The sequence below is a fragment of the Celeribacter marinus genome (assembly GCF_001308265.1).
GTDB classification, from domain to species: domain Bacteria; phylum Pseudomonadota; class Alphaproteobacteria; order Rhodobacterales; family Rhodobacteraceae; genus Celeribacter; species Celeribacter marinus.
In genome coordinates, this window is record NZ_CP012023.1 from 289091 (window position 1) to 307646 (window position 18556).

General features: G+C 58.2%; 21 protein-coding genes and 1 tRNA gene. 13 read left to right on the forward strand and 9 right to left on the reverse strand.

Annotated elements, in window-relative coordinates; translation table 11 throughout:
* Positions 1–32 precede the first annotated feature (32 nt).
* The 6 genes from argS to IMCC12053_RS01410 all read left to right on the forward strand — a co-directional run bounded on the left by argS (position 33) and on the right by IMCC12053_RS01410 (position 5941).
* Positions 33–1751 carry an arginine--tRNA ligase gene (gene argS, locus IMCC12053_RS01385; protein WP_062215009.1) on the forward strand — a complete coding sequence of 573 codons (1719 nt, stop codon included), beginning with the start codon at positions 33–35 and terminating at the stop codon, positions 1749–1751.
* Positions 1752–1907: 156 nt separating this feature from the next.
* Positions 1908–3089, forward strand: coding sequence for an SPOR domain-containing protein (locus tag IMCC12053_RS01390; RefSeq protein WP_062215011.1), 1182 nt, complete (start codon positions 1908–1910; stop codon positions 3087–3089).
* Between the two features lie 14 nt (positions 3090–3103).
* On the forward strand, positions 3104–4105 hold the full coding sequence (locus tag IMCC12053_RS01395) for a glycoside hydrolase family 3 N-terminal domain-containing protein (protein ID WP_062215013.1): 1002 nt from the start codon (positions 3104–3106) through the stop codon (positions 4103–4105).
* A 43-nt stretch (positions 4106–4148) separates the two neighbouring features.
* Positions 4149–4964: a segregation and condensation protein A gene (locus IMCC12053_RS01400; protein WP_062215015.1), complete on the forward strand. Its 816-nt coding sequence runs from the start codon at positions 4149–4151 to the stop codon at positions 4962–4964.
* Positions 4961–5617: an SMC-Scp complex subunit ScpB gene (scpB, locus tag IMCC12053_RS01405; protein WP_062215017.1), complete on the forward strand. Its 657-nt coding sequence runs from the start codon at positions 4961–4963 to the stop codon at positions 5615–5617. Before IMCC12053_RS01400 ends, scpB begins: the two co-directional genes overlap by 4 nt.
* Positions 5618–5725: 108 nt before the next feature.
* Positions 5726–5941 (forward strand): hypothetical protein, encoded by a 216-nt coding sequence (locus IMCC12053_RS01410; protein ID WP_062215019.1) that lies wholly within the window; start codon positions 5726–5728, stop codon positions 5939–5941.
* Between the two features lie 31 nt (positions 5942–5972).
* Here the strand turns inward: IMCC12053_RS01410 and IMCC12053_RS01415 are convergent, their stop codons facing one another.
* From IMCC12053_RS01415 to rpmF, 7 genes are all read right to left on the reverse strand, one after another.
* A complete protein-coding gene (locus IMCC12053_RS01415) occupies positions 5973–7043 on the reverse strand; it encodes a 2'-deoxycytidine 5'-triphosphate deaminase (protein ID WP_062215021.1) in 1071 nt (356 codons plus the stop codon).
* A gap of 95 nt (positions 7044–7138) precedes the next feature.
* A tRNA-Pro gene (locus IMCC12053_RS01420) sits at positions 7139–7215 on the reverse strand.
* An 88-nt stretch (positions 7216–7303) separates the two neighbouring features.
* Positions 7304–8524, reverse strand: a complete 1221-nt coding sequence (locus tag IMCC12053_RS16045; RefSeq protein WP_236852494.1) for a MerR family transcriptional regulator — start codon at positions 8522–8524, stop codon at positions 7304–7306.
* A 14-nt stretch (positions 8525–8538) separates the two neighbouring features.
* Positions 8539–8838 carry an integration host factor subunit alpha gene (gene ihfA / locus IMCC12053_RS01430; RefSeq protein WP_062215023.1) on the reverse strand — a complete coding sequence of 100 codons (300 nt, stop codon included), beginning with the start codon at positions 8836–8838 and terminating at the stop codon, positions 8539–8541.
* Positions 8839–8972: 134 nt separating this feature from the next.
* A complete protein-coding gene (locus IMCC12053_RS01435) occupies positions 8973–9947 on the reverse strand; it encodes a beta-ketoacyl-ACP synthase III (protein ID WP_062215025.1) in 975 nt (324 codons plus the stop codon).
* A gap of 29 nt (positions 9948–9976) precedes the next feature.
* On the reverse strand, positions 9977–11110 hold the full coding sequence (plsX, locus tag IMCC12053_RS01440) for a phosphate acyltransferase PlsX (protein ID WP_082389003.1): 1134 nt from the start codon (positions 11108–11110) through the stop codon (positions 9977–9979).
* Between the two features lie 21 nt (positions 11111–11131).
* Positions 11132–11338 carry a 50S ribosomal protein L32 gene (rpmF, locus tag IMCC12053_RS15535; protein ID WP_074906205.1) on the reverse strand — a complete coding sequence of 69 codons (207 nt, stop codon included), beginning with the start codon at positions 11336–11338 and terminating at the stop codon, positions 11132–11134.
* Here rpmF and IMCC12053_RS15905 point away from each other — a divergent pair.
* Positions 11282–11500, forward strand: coding sequence for a hypothetical protein (locus IMCC12053_RS15905; protein WP_169775290.1), 219 nt, complete (start codon positions 11282–11284; stop codon positions 11498–11500). The genes rpmF and IMCC12053_RS15905 overlap by 57 nt on opposite strands.
* Before the next feature lie 71 nt (positions 11501–11571).
* On the opposite strand, the gene IMCC12053_RS01445 is transcribed toward IMCC12053_RS15905, so the two are convergent.
* Positions 11572–12147, reverse strand: coding sequence for a YceD family protein (locus IMCC12053_RS01445; protein ID WP_062215027.1), 576 nt, complete (start codon positions 12145–12147; stop codon positions 11572–11574).
* Between the two features lie 90 nt (positions 12148–12237).
* On the opposite strand from IMCC12053_RS01445, the gene IMCC12053_RS01450 reads away from it, so the two are divergent.
* Positions 12238–12711 carry an outer membrane protein assembly factor BamE gene (locus IMCC12053_RS01450; RefSeq protein ID WP_062215029.1) on the forward strand — a complete coding sequence of 158 codons (474 nt, stop codon included), beginning with the start codon at positions 12238–12240 and terminating at the stop codon, positions 12709–12711.
* A gap of 58 nt (positions 12712–12769) precedes the next feature.
* On the opposite strand, the gene msrB is transcribed toward IMCC12053_RS01450, so the two are convergent.
* Positions 12770–13177, reverse strand: a complete 408-nt coding sequence (gene msrB, locus IMCC12053_RS01455) for a peptide-methionine (R)-S-oxide reductase MsrB (protein WP_062215031.1) — start codon at positions 13175–13177, stop codon at positions 12770–12772.
* A gap of 176 nt (positions 13178–13353) precedes the next feature.
* Between msrB and IMCC12053_RS01460 the strand changes: the two genes are divergently transcribed.
* From IMCC12053_RS01460 to prmC, 5 genes are all read left to right on the forward strand, one after another.
* Positions 13354–14127 (forward strand): GNAT family N-acetyltransferase, encoded by a 774-nt coding sequence (locus IMCC12053_RS01460; protein ID WP_062215033.1) that lies wholly within the window; start codon positions 13354–13356, stop codon positions 14125–14127.
* A 75-nt stretch (positions 14128–14202) separates the two neighbouring features.
* Positions 14203–16020, forward strand: a complete 1818-nt coding sequence (locus IMCC12053_RS01465; protein ID WP_062220718.1) for an ABC-F family ATP-binding cassette domain-containing protein — start codon at positions 14203–14205, stop codon at positions 16018–16020.
* A 66-nt stretch (positions 16021–16086) separates the two neighbouring features.
* The gene (locus IMCC12053_RS01470) at positions 16087–16515 is read left to right on the forward strand and encodes a DUF1499 domain-containing protein (protein ID WP_062215035.1); all 429 of its coding nucleotides are present in this window, start codon (positions 16087–16089) and stop codon (positions 16513–16515) included.
* A gap of 58 nt (positions 16516–16573) precedes the next feature.
* Complete coding sequence (prfA, locus tag IMCC12053_RS01475; protein WP_062215037.1) at positions 16574–17623, forward strand: peptide chain release factor 1; 1050 nt, start codon at positions 16574–16576, stop codon at positions 17621–17623.
* Positions 17620–18492, forward strand: a complete 873-nt coding sequence (gene prmC / locus IMCC12053_RS01480; RefSeq protein ID WP_236852496.1) for a peptide chain release factor N(5)-glutamine methyltransferase — start codon at positions 17620–17622, stop codon at positions 18490–18492. Before prfA ends, prmC begins: the two co-directional genes overlap by 4 nt.
* The last annotated feature ends 64 nt before the right edge of the window (positions 18493–18556 follow it).

Below are 18556 nucleotides of genomic sequence, written 5' to 3' on the forward strand. Positions count from 1 at the left end.
CGCGCGGATACTCAAAAGAGAGATCATACGACATGAACCTATTCGCCGATATTCGCGCTCTGGTGACGGGCAGCCTTGATACACTTGTATCCGAGGGTGTTCTCCCCGATGGCCTTGATTACGCCAATGTGGCGGTTGAGCCGCCCCGCGATCCCCTTCACGGTGATATGGCAACCAATGCCGCAATGGTTTTGGCTAAACCTGCCAAATCCAATCCGCGCGCAATTGCTGAGGCCTTGGCGGCCAAACTGGGCGCTGATCCGCGCATTGAAAGCGTCGATGTGGCAGGGCCGGGCTTCATCAACCTGCGTCTTGCGCCCGCGCTGTGGACCGGGCTGGTTGAGGGCATTTTGTCTGATGACGCCTATGGCAAGTCCGCACTTGGGGCCGCCAAAAAGGTCAATGTCGAATTTGTGTCGGCCAACCCCACGGGGCCGATGCATGTCGGTCACACGCGCGGTGCGGTGTTTGGCGATGCGTTGGCCTCGCTCCTTGATTACGCGGGTTACGATGTGACGCGCGAATACTACATCAACGATGGCGGCGCACAGGTCGATGTGCTCGCCCGCTCCGCCTACCTGCGGTATCTTGAAGCCTTGGGCCAAGAGGTCGAGTTCCCCGAGGGGACGTATCCGGGAGACTATCTGGTTCAGGTCGGTGAGGCTCTCAAAGACAAGTACGGCGATAGCCTTGTCGGGAAACCCGAAGGCGACTGGATCGATGATATCCGTGTGTTCTCCATCGAGGCGATGATGGATATGATCCGTGGCGACCTCAAGGCGCTCGGTGTCGAGATGGATAATTTCTATTCCGAGAAATCGCTTTACGACACAGGCCTGATTGAAAGCGCGATCGAAGAGTTGCGCAGCAAAGACCTGATTTATCGCGGCACGCTTGAGCCGCCAAAGGGTCAGATGCCCGAGGATTGGGAAGCGCGCGAACAAACCTTGTTCCGCTCCACCGCCCACGGCGATGATGTGGATCGTCCGATCCAGAAATCCGATGGCGCATGGACCTATTTTGCCCCCGACATTGCCTATCACTATGACAAGGTGAAGCGCGGGTATGACGAGATTATCGACATTTTCGGTGCCGACCACGGTGGTTATGTCAAGCGGATGAAGGCGGCGGTATCCGCCCTGTCCGAAGGCAAAGTTGGCTGTGATATCAAACTGGTGCAGTTGGTGAAGCTGTTTCGCAACGGCGTGCCGCTCAAGATGTCCAAACGCTCTGGCACCTTTGTCACCCTGCGCGATGTGGTTGAACAGGTCGGCGCGGATGTGACCCGTTTTGTGATGCTCACGCGCAAGAATGATGCGCCCCTTGATTTCGATTTCGACAAGGTTCTGGAGCAATCCAAAGATAACCCTGTGTTCTACGTTCAATACGCCCATGCGCGGGTCCGCTCGGTATTGCGCAAAGCCGAGGATCAAGGGATTTCCTTGACCGACACGCCGAACCTGACGGATCCTGCCGAATTGGCTGTGGCCAAAAAGCTAGCCGATTGGCCGCGTCAGGTCGAGATTGCCGCCAAAAGTCATGAGCCGCACCGTATCGCGTTCTTTTTGTATGAGCTTGCATCAGATTTCCATGCGTTGTGGAACAAGGGCAACGACAACGAGGGGCTGCGGTTTTTACAAGAGGACCACGCGGCGTCGGCGGCAAAAATTGCGCTGCCACGTGCCGTTGCCGTTGTTATTTCATCGGGTCTTGGTATTCTCGGTGTAACGCCTGCGGAGGAAATGCGCTAAACGCATCTCTTCGGGGCAAGGGCGGATGTGCGTCCCCGTGTGAAGGCCGGCAAAGATCGGCCTCATACATCACATCAAGAGCAGTTTATAACCCGTTGATATAAAACAAAACGGGATGAGGTCGCATTGACGGCTTCAAGAGGCAAAGAGGCGAATATGACGCAGGATTTCAAATCCCATCAGGGCACCCGTTCCGCTCAAATGGACGGCTACGCGGCGCAGCCAAATTATGGCCATGTGCCGCCCCAACACGGGCAACCGCAGTATGGCGGTCAGCCGCATGCGCAGTATGGCGCGCCACGTGATCCGTCGGGTGTGCATTCTGAGCAACAGTATGCACCGCAGCCCGCGTACCACGCGCCGCACCTTCATGCTCAACATCATGCTCAATATGGCAGTCAATTTGGTGCCCCTGAGGCCGGATATGCGGACTATGATGACGGTGCGGTTGCGCAAATGCCGCGACTGGGTGTGACGCAATGGGCGGGCGCGGCTGTGTCGCTTGTGCTCGTTTTGACCATTGGCGTTTGGGGTTACAAGCAAATGGTGCGCGATGTGTCGGGTGTTCCGGTCATTCGTGCTCTTGCGGGCGAGGCGCGCTCAATCCCCGACGATCCCGGTGGACAACTTGCTATGCACCAAGGTCTTGCCGTGAATTCCGTGACCGCCGATGGCTCCGCGGCGGCGCCCGCTGATAGCTTGATGCTTGCGCCCAAACCCATCGCCTTGCTGGACGAAGATCAGCCCATGGGAGAGATCGAACCTGAGGCCACATTCGTGGCCTATGCGCCCGACACCAATGCCTATGCAATTGAGGCAGATGACGGTTTGACACAAATCGCCGTTGAACCCGATGCGTTGGAGCTTACAGATTTTGAACAGGTGTCCGCGCCGCTCGCGTCGGGCGTGGATTTGGGACCGGATGTGAGCGTGTCGCCTATGCCAAAGCCGCGCCCTGTACGTTTGGCGGCCGCCCGTGCAGCCAACGCAACCGCAACAGATGCTCTGCCAAGCCTTGATGGTGTGGCGGGGGATATTCTGGCCGCAATCGGGGCCACGGATGAGGTCGATATGGCCTCGCTTGGGGCAGATACCGCGATTGTCCAACTTGGCGCGTTTCCCAAACGTGAAAGCGCGCTGATCGAATGGGATCGCCTGTCCGCTAAATTCTCCGATTTTATGGACGGAAAACAACGGGTTGTGGTTGAGGCCACGTCAGGCGGAAAACCGTTCTACCGTCTGCGCGCCGTAGGCTTTGCCAATAGTGACGACAGCAAACGCTTTTGCGCCGCTCTCAATGCGATGAACGCGGCCTGTGTGCCCGTTGCGCGCAATTGATGTGAGGCGAGACTATGGGGCAGGGCGCGTATATTTTCGGATGTGAGGGTCTGTCCCTCGACAAACGTGAGGCCGCATTTTTTCGTGAGAGCGATCCATGGGGCTTTATTTTGTTTGCCCGCAACGTCGACACCCCCGAGCAGATGTACCGTTTGACCAGTGAATTGCGTGAGGCCGTGGGGCGCGATGCGCCGGTTTTGATTGATCAAGAGGGCGGACGGGTGCAACGGATGCGCGCGCCAACGTGGCGTGAATTCCTCCCACCGCTTGATCAGATCGAGGCCGTCCTACGTCGTGGCGACGAAGAGGCGGCGGCGCGCTCGATGTGGCTGCGCGGACGCCTGATTGCCGATGATCTTGCGCGGGTTGGCGTTGATGTCAATTGTGCGCCGACCTTGGATGTGGCGCGCGATGATACCCACCCGTTTTTGCGCAATCGCTGTTATGGCAGTGATCCCGAAATCGTCGCCCTGATGGGGCGCGCGGTGGCGGATGGACAGGCTGAGGGTGGCGTGTTGAGCGTGATGAAGCACATGCCCGGACACGGACGCGGCACAGTCGACAGTCATCTGGGGCTCCCGCGTGTTGAGGTGGATTTAGACGAACTGCTCGGTGATTTCGCCCCGTTCAAGGCGCTCAATGATTTGCCGATGGGGATGAGTGCGCATATCGTTCTGGATGCGGTCGAGCCGGAAACACCCGCGACACAAAGCGATAAATGCATCGCACTCATTCGCACCGAGATCGGGTTTGACGGTCTGTTGATGACGGATGATATTTCAATGGAAGCGCTCTCGGGCAGTGTGTTCGAACGGGCCACGCGGTCCATTGCGGCGGGATGTGACTTGGTCTTGCATTGCAATGGAGACATGGCGGAAATGGCACATCTGGCCAAGCTGGGCGGGTTAACAACAGCGGCGCAGGTCCGTGCGGATCGTGCGGTTGCCCTGCGCAAACCTGCCGAAGGCATTGACATCCGCGAGGCTGAGGCCGAACTTAAATCCCTAGTAGACTAAGCATCGTATAGCGCCCTTGGGGTTTGGGAAGAGCGACACTCGTATGGCGGACAGCGATCAAATCGAATTTGAAGACGGCTTTGAGCGCGGGGACAGTGCTCTGAGCGTCGAAGAGCGTTTGGTGGCTGAGGCTCTGATTGTCGACGTTGACGGGTTTGAAGGCCCGCTTGATCTCCTGTTGCAGCTCTCGCGCACGCAAAAGGTCGACCTGCGTCAGGTGTCTATCCTACAGCTCTCGTTGCAATATTTGGCGTTTGTCGAAAAGGCTTCTGCGCTTCGTATTGAGTTGGCCGCGGACTATCTGGTCATGGCCGCGTGGCTCGCGTTTCTCAAATCGCGGCTATTGCTGCCGCCCGATCCATTGGACGATGGACCCTCGGGCGAAGAATTAGCGGCCCACCTCGCGTTTCAGTTGGCGCGCCTTGAGGCGATGCGCAATTCGGCGGCCTGTCTGATGGCGCGCGACCAACGTGGGCGCGACTTTTTCACCCGTGGCATCCCCGAGACGGTCGAGCGGGTGCGCAATGTGACCTATACCGCAACCTTGCTCGATTTGATGCAAGGCTACGCACGGATCAGGACCAAAGATGAATTTCGCCCGTTCGTGATGGACCGCGAAAGCGTGTATACGATGGAACAAGCCCTCGAGCGATTGCGCGGGCTTTTGGGCTATGCGGGGGACTGGGCCGATCTGACGTCCTATCTTCCCGAAGGGTGGCAATTGGACCCCAAGCGCCGCCGCTCTGCGACCGCCGCGTGTTTTGCGGCTTCGCTAGAACTCGCAAAGCTAGGTAAGGTTGAATTGCGTCAACGCGAGTTGTTTTCCCCGATCGAGATTAAGGCCAAGGCAGACAGATGACCGACACAGATCACACCGTAGACGCAGCGTTTGAGGAAAGCTTGTTCGAGGCGCCGCCTTTGGCGGAGCAAGAGCGGATGGTTGAGGCCGTGCTTTTTGCCTCAGCCGACCCTGTGACGCTTGCCGATCTCACCTCTCGCATGCCCCATGGCTGCAACGCCAAGGCGGCGTTGGAATTGTTGCAACGCCGCTATGAGGGACGCGGCGTGCGGGTGGTCAAAGTGGGCGAGGCTTGGGCGGTGCGCACCGCACCCGACCTTGGATATCTCATGCAAAAAGAGACGGTTGAGACGCGAAAGCTGTCACGCGCCGCCATCGAGACACTCGCGATTATTGCCTATCACCAACCGTGCACACGCGCGGAGATCGAGGAAATTCGCGGCGTGTCTGTCTCGCGTGGCACCATTGATCAGCTGCTTGAGATGGAATGGATCAGGTTCGGACGGCGGCGCATGTCGCCCGGTCGGCCCGTGACCTATGTGGTCACGCCCGATTTTCTTGATCACTTCGGCCTTGAGAGTGCGCGCGATTTGCCGGGTGTGAAAGAGCTGCGTGCAGCGGGTCTTTTGGAAAGCCGACCTTTACCCGGATTGGGGATGGGCGACGACGAGGATGAAGACGGCCAAGAGGACATGTTCGAGGACGAAAGCTAACCGCCTCGCGCGGTCGTGATAGCCACGCCTCGAAATTACCGTGTTTTCATGTTAGATCAGCACGCGACACAGCGCGTCAGGACGCGCACGTACACAGGGATATGAGTTATGAACGTTGATCGAATTATCACCATGATTTTGCGCCGCGTGATGAGCCGCGTTGTGAACAAGGGCATTGATACGGGCATCAACGCCGTGTCCAAGCGCAGATCAGGCTCAAATCATGACGCAAACACAGGCGCGCCACAGATGTCAGATACAGCCAAACAAACCGCAAAACGCGCCAAACAAGCGGCACGCATGGCACGCCGACTGGGCCGCTAATTAGGCGATGTGTCGCGTGAGCGTTGCCGCACTACGCCTTGAAATGCTTGGATAGTTTTAGGCCTTGGCCCTGATAGTTGGATTTTAGGTCCGCGCCATAGATACGGTCGGGCTGGCATTCCATGCGTTCATAGACCAACCGTCCGACGACTTGGCCGTGTTCCAATACAAACGGCGCTTCGTGACAGCGCACTTCGAGGACGCCACGCGATCCTTCGCCGCCCGCATTGGCATGACCAAATCCGGGATCAAAAAAGCCCGCATAGTGGACACGAAATTCGCCAACCATCGCAAGATACGGCGCCATTTCAGCGGCAAAATCGGGTGGAATATGCACCGCCTCGCGGCTCACCAAGATATAGAACGCACCGGGGTCAAGGATGATCCGCCCGTCTTTGGTGTGGATCGGCTCCCAGTATTCGGCCGGATCGTATGCGCCGATGCGGTCCAGATCAATCACGCCTGTGTGCGGCTTTGCGCGGTAGCCAACCAGATCACCCTTTGCGGGGATCAGATCGACAGAGAACCCGAGCCCTTGATCAATCACCGCAGGACCGTCGACCAAGGGGCTATTGAGGTGCAGTTGCGTGAGTTCCTTGTCCGTCAAAACGGCTTGGCCACGGCGAAATCTGATTTGGTTGAGGCGCATACCCGGACGCACCAGAACGGAAAAGGAGCGGGGGCAGATTTCGGCATAAAGCGGGCCAGTATAGCCCGATGGTATGCGGTCAAATTCGGTGCCGCCATCGGTGATGGTACGGGTCAAAAGATCAAGGCGACCGGTCGAGCTTTTGGCGTTGGCCACGGCCTGAACATCGTCGGGCAAGTCGAGCGATTCCATCAACGGCACGACATAAACACAGCCCTTTTCAAGGACAGCGCCGTCCGTAAGGTCGATCTGATGCATTTCGAATTCAGACAGCCGGTCATGGACCGTGCGTTGGTCGCCAGTGAGGAACGAGGCGCGTACCCGCCATGCACGGTTGCCCAATCGCAAATCAAGAGACGCAGGTTGCACCTGTGCGTCGATCACCGGCACAGTGGCGCGAATGGCCCCGTTGTCGATCATCTCGCGAATTGCGCTATCAGCCAAAACACCCATGTCACGTCCCCCGATACGGTTTTACATCGCTTAACGCAAAACCGCCCGCAAGCAAAGGCTTAGAGCCATGCTGACGGGCGGTTTTGAGGGTTTAGTGGTCGGGCTAGCAGGACTCGAACCTGCGACCTTCCGTCCCCCAGACGGACGCGCTACCAGGCTGCGCTATAGCCCGAACTGGGACTTTCATAAGGATTTTGGCGACAGGAGCAAGGGTGAAATGGCCGAATTATCAGGTGAGACAAAGATTTATCGGCGCGGCGTTACTCGGCGTGATCAAGGCGCGCTCGTAACGTCTGTGCGCGGTCCAACAGGGATGCCAAAACGGCGCGATCCACCGCACCAAGCGCCGCGCGCGAGCGGTGTACCGCCGAACTGGTGAGATCCTCGGAGTCCAACGGATCGTCGGGCAAACCAATGGGCGGCTCGATCAATGATGGGACGTCAACGGGATAGAGCGGCGCAAACGTGTCAGGGGCATCCACTAGCGTGGCATCTGCCGCGTCATCATTGGGCGCGATCGGATCGGTTTCTGGCTCAAAATCTGCGAGAGGCGTGGGGGCTTCTGGCTCAATCGCCGGTTCACTACGGTCCGCGCGGTCTGTGCGATAGGGGTCCGCTTTCTCCAAAACGGCTGAGATTGCGGACAATGGCTCGTGTATCGGCGGGTCGTGTGACGGCTCGTATGTCGGCGCGGACGGACGCGGCTCGGATGCTGTGTCGTCCTCGGTAGACGCGGGGGCGGCTTCCATTGGCTCAAATACCGCGGGCGTTTCGATCTCGTCGCACTCAACCTCTGGCGCAGGATCCAGAACAGGGTCTGGCTCACTGTCCAAAGCGATTTCGTCCTCAGCGTCATCCGCCACCGGATCAAAATCAAACAGGCTGATTTGATTGTCTACAGGCGCGATTGCGTCCGCGGCAGCCTCGGCTTGCATGTCGGCGGACTGATCGGTGATGGGCGCGTCTTCGTCGTCGCCAATGGTCTCACCCTGTGCATCAGACACGCTCATCGGTGCACCGAGTAGGGACTCGATTGGGGCTGTAGTGGACGCGTCTTGCGCGGGAATTGGATCGCCTTCGCGCGAAAACGGCACCACTGTCGGGGTCGTCTCGGTATTTTCGGGGGCTTGTGGCACATCAAGCGCCATGGGCGCGGGCGCAATCACATCAGATTCGGACGCGTCAACGGCGTCTGGTGTATAGCCTTCGATCTCGGGCGACATCGCGGAGATATGTTTAACACCATGTTCACGCAGCAGCTTTTGCACGCCGCGAATGGTCATTCCATCGTCATGCAACAGCTTTTTGATACCGCCAAGCAGGGACATATCGGCAGGGCGATAATACCGCCGCCCACCCGCACGTTTCACAGGTTTAATTTGTGTGAAGCGACTTTCCCAGAACCGCAAGACATGCGCGGGCGTGTCAAGCCAATCTGCGACTTCGCTAATCGTGCGAAAGGCGTCAGGCGATTTTTGCATGGGAATTCCGAGCCTTAGCGCTTGTTGCCTGCGGCGACGCGATCTTTCATCAGATGCGAGGGGCGAAAGGTCAACACGCGGCGCGCAGGGATCGGTGCCTCATCGCCAGTCTTTGGATTGCGGCCAACACGCTCGGATTTTGCACGCACGGAAAAGGTTCCAAACGACGAAATCTTGACAGACTGGCCTTTGACCAATGCATCGGACATGTGTTGCAACACGCTCTCAACCAGTTGCGCAGATTCGTTGCGGCTAAGGCCAACTTCGCGAAAGACAGCTTCGCTCAGATCCATACGTGTCAAAGTTTTGCTCATAACTCTCCCCCGAGGTTGTTTTCCTGACACTGGCAGGTCACGAACCGTCCGTCAATATCAATGACTTGCGCAGTGCAGCGCAGGCGATGTTTTGCGAATATTTTAGACGCTGCGGCTAATGTGTTGGTGGTGTGCTACCAGCGCAACACGACAGCGCCCCACGCGAGGCCGCCACCGATGGCTTCGGCCACGCACAAATCACCCTGTTTGATCTGACCGCGGGCTTTGCCAACGGACATGGCAAGCGGGATCGAGGCGGCGGAGGTATTGCCGTGATCTTGGACCGTCACCACGACTTTTTCCATTGGCAGGCCAAGCTTTTTGGCCGTGCCTTCGATGATGCGGATATTGGCCTGATGCGGGACGACCCAATCGACGTCTTGGGGGGCAATGCCCGCACGATCCAAGGCCGTTTCGGCGGTCGAGGCCAGTTTTTGCACGGCTTGGCGGAACAAGGCGTTGCCCTGCATCCGCAATTTGCCACAGGTGCCTGTGGTAGACACGCCGCCATCAACGAACAACATCTCGCGGTATGAGCCATCTGAATTGAGGTCGGTCGACAAAATACCGCGATCCGCACTTGTGCCCGTGCCCTCTTGAGCCTCTAGAACCAATGCGCCAGCGCCATCACCAAACAACACGCAGGTGCCGCGATCCTCCCAGTCCATGATGCGCGAAAAGGTCTCAGCGCCAATCACAAGAATGCGTTTGGCCTGACCCGAAACGATTTGAGCGTTGGCGTTGGACAGCGCAAAGATAAATCCGGCACAGACCGCTTGGACGTCAAAAGCGAAACCGTGGCGCATGCCCAACTCGTTTTGGACCATCGTGGCCACGGAGGGAAAGGTGAGGTCGGGGGTAGACGTGGCGACGATCACCGCGTCGATGTCCGCAACCGTGAGCCCCGCATCGATGAGCGCGTTTTTGGCGGCTTCGGCCCCCATCATAGATGTGGTTTCACCCTCGGCGGCAAAATGGCGGCGCTCAATGCCGCTGCGCGTGCGAATCCATTCGTCTGTGGTGTCGAGCGTGCTTTCGAACTCGGCGTTTTCTACAACGCGTGTCGGAAGATAGTGGCCAACGCCTTTTACAACTGCCCGAACCGTCATGCGCGCTACTCTCGTTCTTGTTTTTATAGTTAGTCGTCAGTTTGCGTCGAGGCCGCAGCAGATGCAACCCGTGCGGCCAATCGATCGGTAAATCCGGTGGCGGCCAATTCATACGCAAGTTTGATTGCGGCAGACACGCCTGTGGCATCCGCCGACCCGTGGGATTTCACAACCGCGCCTTTGAGGCCCAAAAACACACCGCCGTTCACGCGCCGCGGGTCGATTCGCTTTTGCAAGCGGCGCAACGAGGTGAGCGCGAGCAGGGCGGCAATCCGTGACAACGGCGTGGCTTTGAACGCGGTTTTGAGCGAGTCGCCGACGAATTTCGCGGTGCCTTCGCCGGTTTTAAGTGCCACATTGCCCGTGAACCCGTCCGTGACGATCACATCGACCTTATCGGACGGAATATCGCCACCTTCAACGAATCCCACATATTCGTAAGACCCGATTCCCGCAGCCTTTTCGATCATCTCATGCGCGACCTTAAGCTCGGCGCGGCCTTTGTGCTCTTCGGTGCCAACGTTCAACAGGCCCACGCGCGGACGCTCAAGGCCCAGACCATTGCGCGCGTAGGATGCGCCCATCATGGCATATTGGAGCAAATCTTGTTGATCGGCGCGAATATCGGCACCCACATCAAGCATCACGTTGAACCCGCCTGCATTGCGAGAGGGCCAAAGACAGGCAATCGCGGGGCGATTCACCCCCTCCAACTTGCGCAGTCGGATCATCGAGGTCGCCATGAGTGCGCCAGTGTTGCCGCACGAGACAACCGCCTGAGCCTCGCCATCGCGCACGGCATCAATGGCCGAGCGCATGGAGGTATCCGTACGCCGCATCGCCATCGAGGGTTTTTCACCCATCGTCACAACGCCCGTAGTCGCACGGATTTCAACGCGATTTTTTAGGTTTTTTCGCTTTTTGACCAGTTTGGTCAGCTCCGCCTCGTCGCCATGAACGATAAAGTTCAGGTTCGCGTTCTTGGCGGCAGAACGCGAAATACCGGCGACTATTGCCGCCGGTCCGCTATCTCCTCCCATCGCATCGATGGAGAGGGTGACTTTAGTCCCGATGAGAACACCCAAACGTCCTTTGGCTTCGCCATCAGCCGCCGCAAGGGCAGGTGAGGAGGAGGGAAGGGGCGATGTGGGTTGGTCGCTCATCGGGTCGGCACCAAAAGGTGCTTATGCTGCGTCGTCGTCGAGATCGATCTCGTCGGCTTGTGCAATTACTTCACGGTCTGCGTAAGTGCCGCATGCGCCACACACGTGGTGGGGACGCTTGAGCTCGCCGCAAGACGGACATTCGGTGGGGTTACTTGCAACCAGTGCATCATGCGAACGACGCATGCCGCGACGGGAACCAGTAATCTTACTTTTGGGGACAGCCATGTCACAACCTCGGTAGATGGGGGCGATTGCCCCGATTTGCGGACCATTCGGCCCCTAATGAGCGGACCAAAAGGTCCAGTGTTTGCGGGCCAGTTGGCCCAGTTTGCGATCCTCGCGGGCGCTGCGCATTGGCTGCGCCGCAAGCGAAAATCGTTCACGTAAACGAGGCCGGGAACATACTCGGAATCGTGTATGTTGCAACCCCTTTGTTCACGGGTCTTTCTTTGGTCCTTCTAGTCGTCTTTTTCCAGCTTGTCACGCAGTGCTTTGAGGCCGGCAAAGGGCTTTACGTCATCATCCGTCAGGGCGTCTTTGCCGCTTTCGGTGAATTGGGTGCGGGCAAGCTGTGCACCTTCGGCACGCGGATAAGCGGGCAATGCAAGAGCCAGCGCCTCAATCGCCACATCCGTAAGAGACAACTCCGCCGGTAGGGCTTCGCGGGTGTCATCCTCGGGCATTTCGATTTCTGAATCGCCCTCGGCGGTCTCGTCGCCCTCCATCTCGGTGAGGTGCGACAGGTAGCTGCGCACCACAGGCTCGTCGAGCCGCGTCACCACGGGATGCAATGTGGCCACACAGGGTTGGGTGACGGTTGCGCCGATCTCGCCCGTGAGCTGCCAATCGCTTTTGCCAATCGGGGTGAGGGTGCCGCTAAAGCGCAGCTTTCGCAATCCATCAAGCCCAAGCGTATCCGCCACGCTTTGCATATGCTCCGCCGTGGGGTCCAGTTTGAATTTATGGGGCCGTGAAGCGCTCAGATCGCTCAGGCGCACAGGCACCCCCCAATGTGTCAGTCCGGTTTTAGACATGTGAAGCCTCCTTGATCGTTCGGCGGTGTTTCTATAAGCCGAATATGAGGCGCGTTCGCGCATTACAAGAGCGAAGAGGCACGAGGGCATATGTATAAGCGTCCAGATCACATTTCCATGACACGTCTGATCCGCGCATGTGTTGCGGTCGCGGCCATTGCCGTATTGAGCGCCTGTGTGGCCCAGACCCGCAATCACGGCTATGTGCCATCAGAGGCCGAGTTGGACCAAGTAACGGTTGGGACCGACACGGTGCAGACGGTGGCAAATTCTATTGGCCGCCCAAGTGCAGAAGGGCTTTTGGATGCCACAGGGTGGTATTACGTGCGCTCACAGTTTCAGACCCTTGGTGCGTTTGCGCCAAAAGAAATTGACCGTCAGGTCGTCGCAATCTCATTCGACGCTAAAGGTGTCGTGAGCAATGTTGAACGGTTTGGCCTGTCTGACGGCCGTGTCGTGGCCTTGTCGCGGCGTGTGACAACCGCGAATACGCGCGGTGTGACGTTCCTTCAGCAGTTGTTCGGCAACCTTGGCCGGATCGATACCAGCTCATTGCTGCAATAACGATCCAACATGTTCCTGAAACAGATCGCGGCCCTCATGTGCCCGCGATCTTTTTTATTTAGGCTTTCGCGGTGTTGTCACTGGGATGAAACCGGATCGAGACGCCGTTGATGCAATAGCGTTGTCCCGTGGGCTGTGGGCCGTCATCGAACACATGGCCTAGATGGGCGCCACAATCATCGCAATGCACCTCGGTGCGCACCATGCCGTGGGTGGTGTCGCGCGTCTCGCCAATGGGCGCATCGCTTTTGGGGGCGTAAAACGCAGGCCAGCCACAGTGGCTTTCATATTTGGTCTCTTGGGTGAACAGGGCCGCACCACAACAGGCACAGGTGAATATCCCCGGCTCTTTTGGGAATCCTTCGTGTGAGTATGCGCGTTCGGTTCCGTGTTCACGGGTGACGCGGTAGGTCTCTGCATCCAACTCTTCACGCCATTGCGCCGCGGTTTTGGTGACTTTTGTCATATTCGTCTCCCTCATAAGGTTGGTCTAAAGATATGGCGCGCGCGCCGGTGGACAAGGGGCATTGCACCTAGGGGCTGTCATATGAACGTGACACTTGCGTGCGACCGTGTGCGGGCACATAGTGATCCATGCTGCACGCGTGCCGTGCGTGCCAACCAGTGAGGGCGTATTTCGCCATGTTTGCGGCCATATTTCCAGCAGTCTCAACGCGCAAAGGGCGTTTCAATGTGCGCTTTGCCGCCACGTCTGCGGATGTCGAGGCAGCACAGCGCTTGCGACATCTGGCGTTTGTAACGGCGCGCGGGCAACGCGGGTCAGGTAGCGGATTGGACAGTGACGATTTTGATGCTCTGTGCCGCCATGTTTTGATCGAAGACGCCAAAACGGGGCAGCTTGTGTGTACTTACCGCTTTCAGGATTTTCAGGGCGGTGGTGATCTGTCGCGCAGTTACTGCGCCCAGTATTATGACCTAGACGCCCTTGCGCGCTATGAGGGTCGTATGATGGAGGTGGGGCGTTTTTGCATTCACCCTGACTGGCAGGACGCCGATGTATTACGCATCGCATGGGCCGCAATGACCGCCTATGTCGACGCAAGCGGTATTGATCTTCTGTTCGGGTGCTCGAGCTTTGAGGGGACGGATTGGATGGTGCACGGCGATGCCTTGGCCATGCTCAAACACCGCCATATCGGCCCCAAACACTGGTTGCCAAAGATCAAAGCTCCCAATGTGTTCAAGTTCGCCGCCCGTTTGCGCCGCAAGCCGGATGCCAAACGTGCGGCGCGCGCCATGCCGCCCTTGCTCAAAACCTACCTGATGATGGGCGGGTGGGTGTCCGATCACGCGGTGGTGGATCGCCAGTTGGGCACGATGCATGTGTTTACGGGCGTGGAAATCGCGTCGATTCCCGATGCCCGCAAAAAGTTGCTGCGCGCCGCCGCTATGTGATTTTTTGCGTCTCATCGGCGTTATGCGTGTCGTGGCAGGTTGACCTTTCTCGCGGGCGCGGCTAGCGGTTTGCGCATGGCACGTGCACCCCTTCTCCAGATCTCCGACATCTCGCTGACATTCGGCGGTGATCCCGTATTTGCGGGGCTTAGCCTCGTTGTCCAAGAGGGCGACCGTGTCGCGCTTGTTGGCCGGAATGGCTCGGGCAAGTCCACCTTGATGAAGGTGATGGCGGGTCTGGTTGAGGCAGATAGCGGCTCACGCGTTCTTGGGCCTGCGACCTCCGTGGGCTACATGGACCAAGACCCGAAAATGGAGGGGTTCGAAACCTTGGGCGAATTTGCAGCCTCCGGGTTGGACCCTGCGGAGACCTATAAGGTCGACATGGTCGCCGAAGGGTTGAAATTCAATCCTGACGGCTTGATCGCGACCGCATCGGGTGGGGAGCGCCGCCGCGCTGCTCTGGCCAAGCTTTTGGCAGAAGCGCCTGAACTCATGCTGCTCGATGAGCCGACCAACCACCTCGATATCGAGGCGATTGCATGGCTTGAAAACGAGCTAAAGACGACAAAGACCGCGTATGTTCTGATTTCGCACGACCGTGCCTTTCTCAATGCGCTGACCCGTGCCACATTGTGGATCGACCGTGGCGCAGTGCGCCGCCAAGAACAGGGATTTGCCCAGTTCGAGGAATGGCGCGACAAGATTTGGGACGAAGAGGACCAAGAGCGCCACAAGCTAAACCGCAAGATCAAGGCCGAGGCCCGTTGGGCGGTCGAGGGTATTTCCGCCCGCCGCAAACGCAACCAAGGCCGCGTGCGCGCCCTCAATGAATTGCGCGAGACCAAGGCGGGCCAGATCAAACGCCAAGGGACGGCGGCGATGGAATTGGAAGTGTCCGAGACCTCGGGCAAGCGCGTCATTGAGGCCGAAGGGATTTCAAAGGCCTTTGGCGAGCGCACATTGCTGCGTGATTTCTCGATCAAGGTTGGCCGTGGGGATCGCATTGCTTTTGTCGGGCCGAATGGCATCGGCAAAACCACCTTGCTCAAAATGCTGACGGGCGAATTGGAACCTGATTCCGGCACCGTCAAGCGCGGCACCAAATTGGATATGGCTGTGTTTGATCAGACCCGTTCAAACCTGCGCGAAGATTTGTCTTTGTGGGAGGCGATGACGTCAGACAAGGATATGCGGGTTTCGGGCAAAGCCGATCAGATCATGGTGCGCGGCACGCCCAAGCATGTTGTGGGCTACCTCAAAGAGTTCTTGTTCAACGAAGCCCAAGCGCGCGCGCCCGTGGCGTCCTTGTCTGGGGGTGAAAAAGCCCGTTTGCTCTTGGCCAAAATCATGGCTGCGCCATCGAACCTTTTGGTTCTCGATGAGCCGACCAACGATCTCGACATTGAAACGCTCGATCTGTTGCAAGAGTTGCTCACCGATTTTGAGGGTACGGTTTTGTTGGTCTCGCACGACCGTGACTTTATCGACCGCGTGGCAACCCAAACCATTGCGATGGAAGGCAATGGCGAGGCGACTGTCTATCCGGGTGGGTGGTCCGACTACATTCGCCAGCGCGGCGATCGCAGCGTGGCCAAGGCCGAGGCAAAATCCGCATCGAAATCATCGACTAAAACAAGCGCGACCACATCGTCCAAGGACGCGGGCCTTTCATTTACCGAAAAGCATCGCCTAGAGGTCTTGCCCGATGAAATCGCACGGATTGAGGCGGAGATTGCCAAATTGGGCGAGCTGATGTCTGACGCCGATCTGTTTACGCGCGAACCGGTGAAGTTTGCCAAAGCCTCCGACATGCTGATCGAGCGTCACAACGCGCTATCGGATGCCGAAGAGGAATGGTTGGCCCTTGAGGAAAAGGCTGCGCAGGCCTAACGCGCTGTTCGTGTGGACCTTTGTGTGCGCCTGTGTGAGCATGACGCGCAACTATAGGAGCGTAACATGAAATTGTTGCTATTAAGCGGCCTTGGAGCCTTGGCGTTGCTTGTCGGTTACATTCGATTGGCGCCCACAGATGCGGCGCGGTGGCACATTGATCCGTTTGTGGCCGCCGACCCTGCGCCGGGCGGTGCACGTGATCTTTTTCAAGCCGACATAGCCCCCTCGCAGGTGCTCACGCGTTTGGCGCGTGTGGCTGAGGCGACCGCGCGCACACGTTTGATCGCCGGATCGATTGAAGAGGGGCGCATGACCTATATGACGCGCTCCAAACTCTGGGGATTTCCCGATTTTACCACCTTTGAGGCGCGCGCAGGACAAGACGGGCAGGGTGCCGATGTTGCGATCCTTGCGCGACTGCGCTTTGGCTCAAGCGACATGGGCGTGAACGCTGCACGGATCGCCGCATGGCGCGCGGCGGCGGGCTTATAACAGCTTTGTGGGTGAAACCACTTGACCGCACAGGCGTTCACAGGCAACACATCTCGCCATGATACCACAAGACAGATTATATCAGATCATCCAGCGTTTCGAATACCTTGAGGCCGCGATGTCACAAGGCGAGGGCGATATTGCCGCCCTTGGCCGCGAGTATTCCGAATTGCGCCCCGTTGTCGAACAGGTCCGCGCCTACCAAGGGCTGTTGGCCGATCTTGACGAGGCACAGGCCATGCTGGCCGATCCCGATATGAAAGAGTTGGCGGAGGAGGAAATCCCCGCGCTCAAAGAGCAGATTCCAGCCGCCGAAGAGGCGCTTCAACTTGCGCTTTTGCCCAAAGATGCGGCCGACAACGGATCGGCGATCTTGGAAATCCGACCAGGGACAGGCGGTGACGAGGCCGCACTGTTCGCGGGGGATTTGTTGCGGATGTATCAACGCTACGCCGAGGCGCAGCGCTGGACATTTGAGATCATCGAGATGCAGGAGGGCGAGGTTGGCGGCATAAAATCCGTCACCGCCAACGTGCAAGGGGCCGGCGTGTTCGCGCGCCTCAAATTCGAGAGCGGCGTTCACCGTGTGCAGCGTGTGCCCGAAACCGAAAGTCAGGGGCGCGTACATACATCGGCGGCCACAGTCGCGGTTTTGCCCGAGGCCAAAGACGTCGATATCGATATCCAAGCCAATGACATTCGCATCGATACCATGCGTGCGTCTGGCGCGGGCGGCCAACATGTTAACACCACGGATTCGGCCGTTCGGATCACGCACTTGCCCACGGGTATTATCGTGGTGTCGGCTGAAAAGTCGCAACACCGCAACCGCGAGATTGCGATGAATGTGCTCAAGGCGCGGCTCTATGATATGGAGCGCCAAAAGCTCCATGACGAACGCTCGGCCACACGCAAAAGCCAAGTCGGTTCTGGCGATCGCTCCGAGCGCATTCGCACCTACAATTTCCCGCAGGGGCGCATGACCGATCACCGGATCAACCTGACGCTTTACAAGTTGGACGCGGTGATGAACGGCGATCTTGACGAGGTGATCGAGGCACTGATTTCGGATCATCAATCCAGTCTTTTGGCGGAGATGGAAGGGTGACGCACCCACCTGTGCGCACGGTACAAGCGGCTCTTATTGCGGGGACAAAGCGGCTCGTACAAGCGCAGATAGACGGCGCGCCGCGTGATGCGCGGGTGGTGATGGCGCATGTGCTTGGCATTGCCTCGGACCGCCTGACGCTTGTCATGCCAGACGAGATATCACCAGCGGCGTATCTGGCATTTGAGGCTGCGATTGACCGCCGGATTTTGCGGGAACCTGTCTCGCATATCCTCGGGAGGCGCAATTTTTACGGGCGCGATTTTATCGTGACGTCTGACGTGCTAGATCCGCGTCCCGAAACCGAAATCCTTGTGCAAGAGGCGCTCTCACTGCCGTTCACTTCGGTGCTTGATCTTGGTGTAGGGTCGGGGGCTATCTTGTTGACATTGCTACTTGAACAGCCTTTGGCCAAAGGGGTAGGGACCGATGCCTCACCCGCCGCACTTGATGTTGCGGCGCGCAATGCGCAGGCGCTCGGCGTGGCGTCAAAGGCGCGATTTTTACATGCGGATTGGTTTGCGGGGGTCACGGGGACATTTGATTTGATCGTCTCCAACCCGCCGTATATTGCCCACGACGAGATGGCAGGTCTTGCGCCCGAATTGGGGCATGAGCCACGCATGGCGTTGACCGATGAGGCGGATGGATTGACGGCCTACCGCGCCTTGGCCGCAGGTGCGCGCGCCCACCTCGGGCCGCGCGGACGTATTGTGATGGAGATCGGCCCGACACAGGGCAGCGCGGTGTGTGATCTGCTGCTGGCGCAGGGGTTCAAAGGCGTGCGGGTGATCCGTGATCTTGATGGGCGCGACCGTGTGGTGCGCGCACAGGTGCCAAATCCACATCCGCGCAATTTTGAGAAATAGCGCGGATTTCTTCTTAAATCGCTGCAAAATGCCGCGCAATTAAACATAAATTATGGCTTTGGTG

Bases quoted from the DNA above. Each gene is read 5' to 3' on its own strand.
- argS (WP_062215009.1), top strand. From the start codon at position 33: ATGAACCTATTCGCCGATATTCGCGCTCTGGTGACGGGCAGCCTTGAT.
- IMCC12053_RS01390 (WP_062215011.1), top strand. From the start codon at position 1,908: ATGACGCAGGATTTCAAATCCCATCAGGGCACCCGTTCCGCTCAAATG.
- IMCC12053_RS01395 (WP_062215013.1), top strand. From the start codon at position 3,104: ATGGGGCAGGGCGCGTATATTTTCGGATGTGAGGGTCTGTCCCTCGAC.
- IMCC12053_RS01400 (WP_062215015.1), top strand. From the start codon at position 4,149: ATGGCGGACAGCGATCAAATCGAATTTGAAGACGGCTTTGAGCGCGGG.
- scpB (WP_062215017.1), top strand. From the start codon at position 4,961: ATGACCGACACAGATCACACCGTAGACGCAGCGTTTGAGGAAAGCTTG.
- IMCC12053_RS01410 (WP_062215019.1), top strand. From the start codon at position 5,726: ATGAACGTTGATCGAATTATCACCATGATTTTGCGCCGCGTGATGAGC.
- IMCC12053_RS01415 (WP_062215021.1), bottom strand. From the start codon at position 7,043: ATGGGTGTTTTGGCTGATAGCGCAATTCGCGAGATGATCGACAACGGG.
- IMCC12053_RS16045 (WP_236852494.1), bottom strand. From the start codon at position 8,524: ATGCAAAAATCGCCTGACGCCTTTCGCACGATTAGCGAAGTCGCAGAT.
- ihfA (WP_062215023.1), bottom strand. From the start codon at position 8,838: ATGAGCAAAACTTTGACACGTATGGATCTGAGCGAAGCTGTCTTTCGC.
- IMCC12053_RS01435 (WP_062215025.1), bottom strand. From the start codon at position 9,947: ATGACGGTTCGGGCAGTTGTAAAAGGCGTTGGCCACTATCTTCCGACA.
- plsX (WP_082389003.1), bottom strand. From the start codon at position 11,110: ATGAGCGACCAACCCACATCGCCCCTTCCCTCCTCCTCACCTGCCCTT.
- IMCC12053_RS15905 (WP_169775290.1), top strand. From the start codon at position 11,282: ATGCGAACGACGCATGCCGCGACGGGAACCAGTAATCTTACTTTTGGG.
- rpmF (WP_074906205.1), bottom strand. From the start codon at position 11,338: ATGGCTGTCCCCAAAAGTAAGATTACTGGTTCCCGTCGCGGCATGCGT.
- IMCC12053_RS01445 (WP_062215027.1), bottom strand. From the start codon at position 12,147: ATGTCTAAAACCGGACTGACACATTGGGGGGTGCCTGTGCGCCTGAGC.
- IMCC12053_RS01450 (WP_062215029.1), top strand. From the start codon at position 12,238: ATGTATAAGCGTCCAGATCACATTTCCATGACACGTCTGATCCGCGCA.
- msrB (WP_062215031.1), bottom strand. From the start codon at position 13,177: ATGACAAAAGTCACCAAAACCGCGGCGCAATGGCGTGAAGAGTTGGAT.
- IMCC12053_RS01460 (WP_062215033.1), top strand. From the start codon at position 13,354: ATGTTTGCGGCCATATTTCCAGCAGTCTCAACGCGCAAAGGGCGTTTC.
- IMCC12053_RS01465 (WP_062220718.1), top strand. From the start codon at position 14,203: ATGGCACGTGCACCCCTTCTCCAGATCTCCGACATCTCGCTGACATTC.
- IMCC12053_RS01470 (WP_062215035.1), top strand. From the start codon at position 16,087: ATGAAATTGTTGCTATTAAGCGGCCTTGGAGCCTTGGCGTTGCTTGTC.
- prfA (WP_062215037.1), top strand. From the start codon at position 16,574: ATGATACCACAAGACAGATTATATCAGATCATCCAGCGTTTCGAATAC.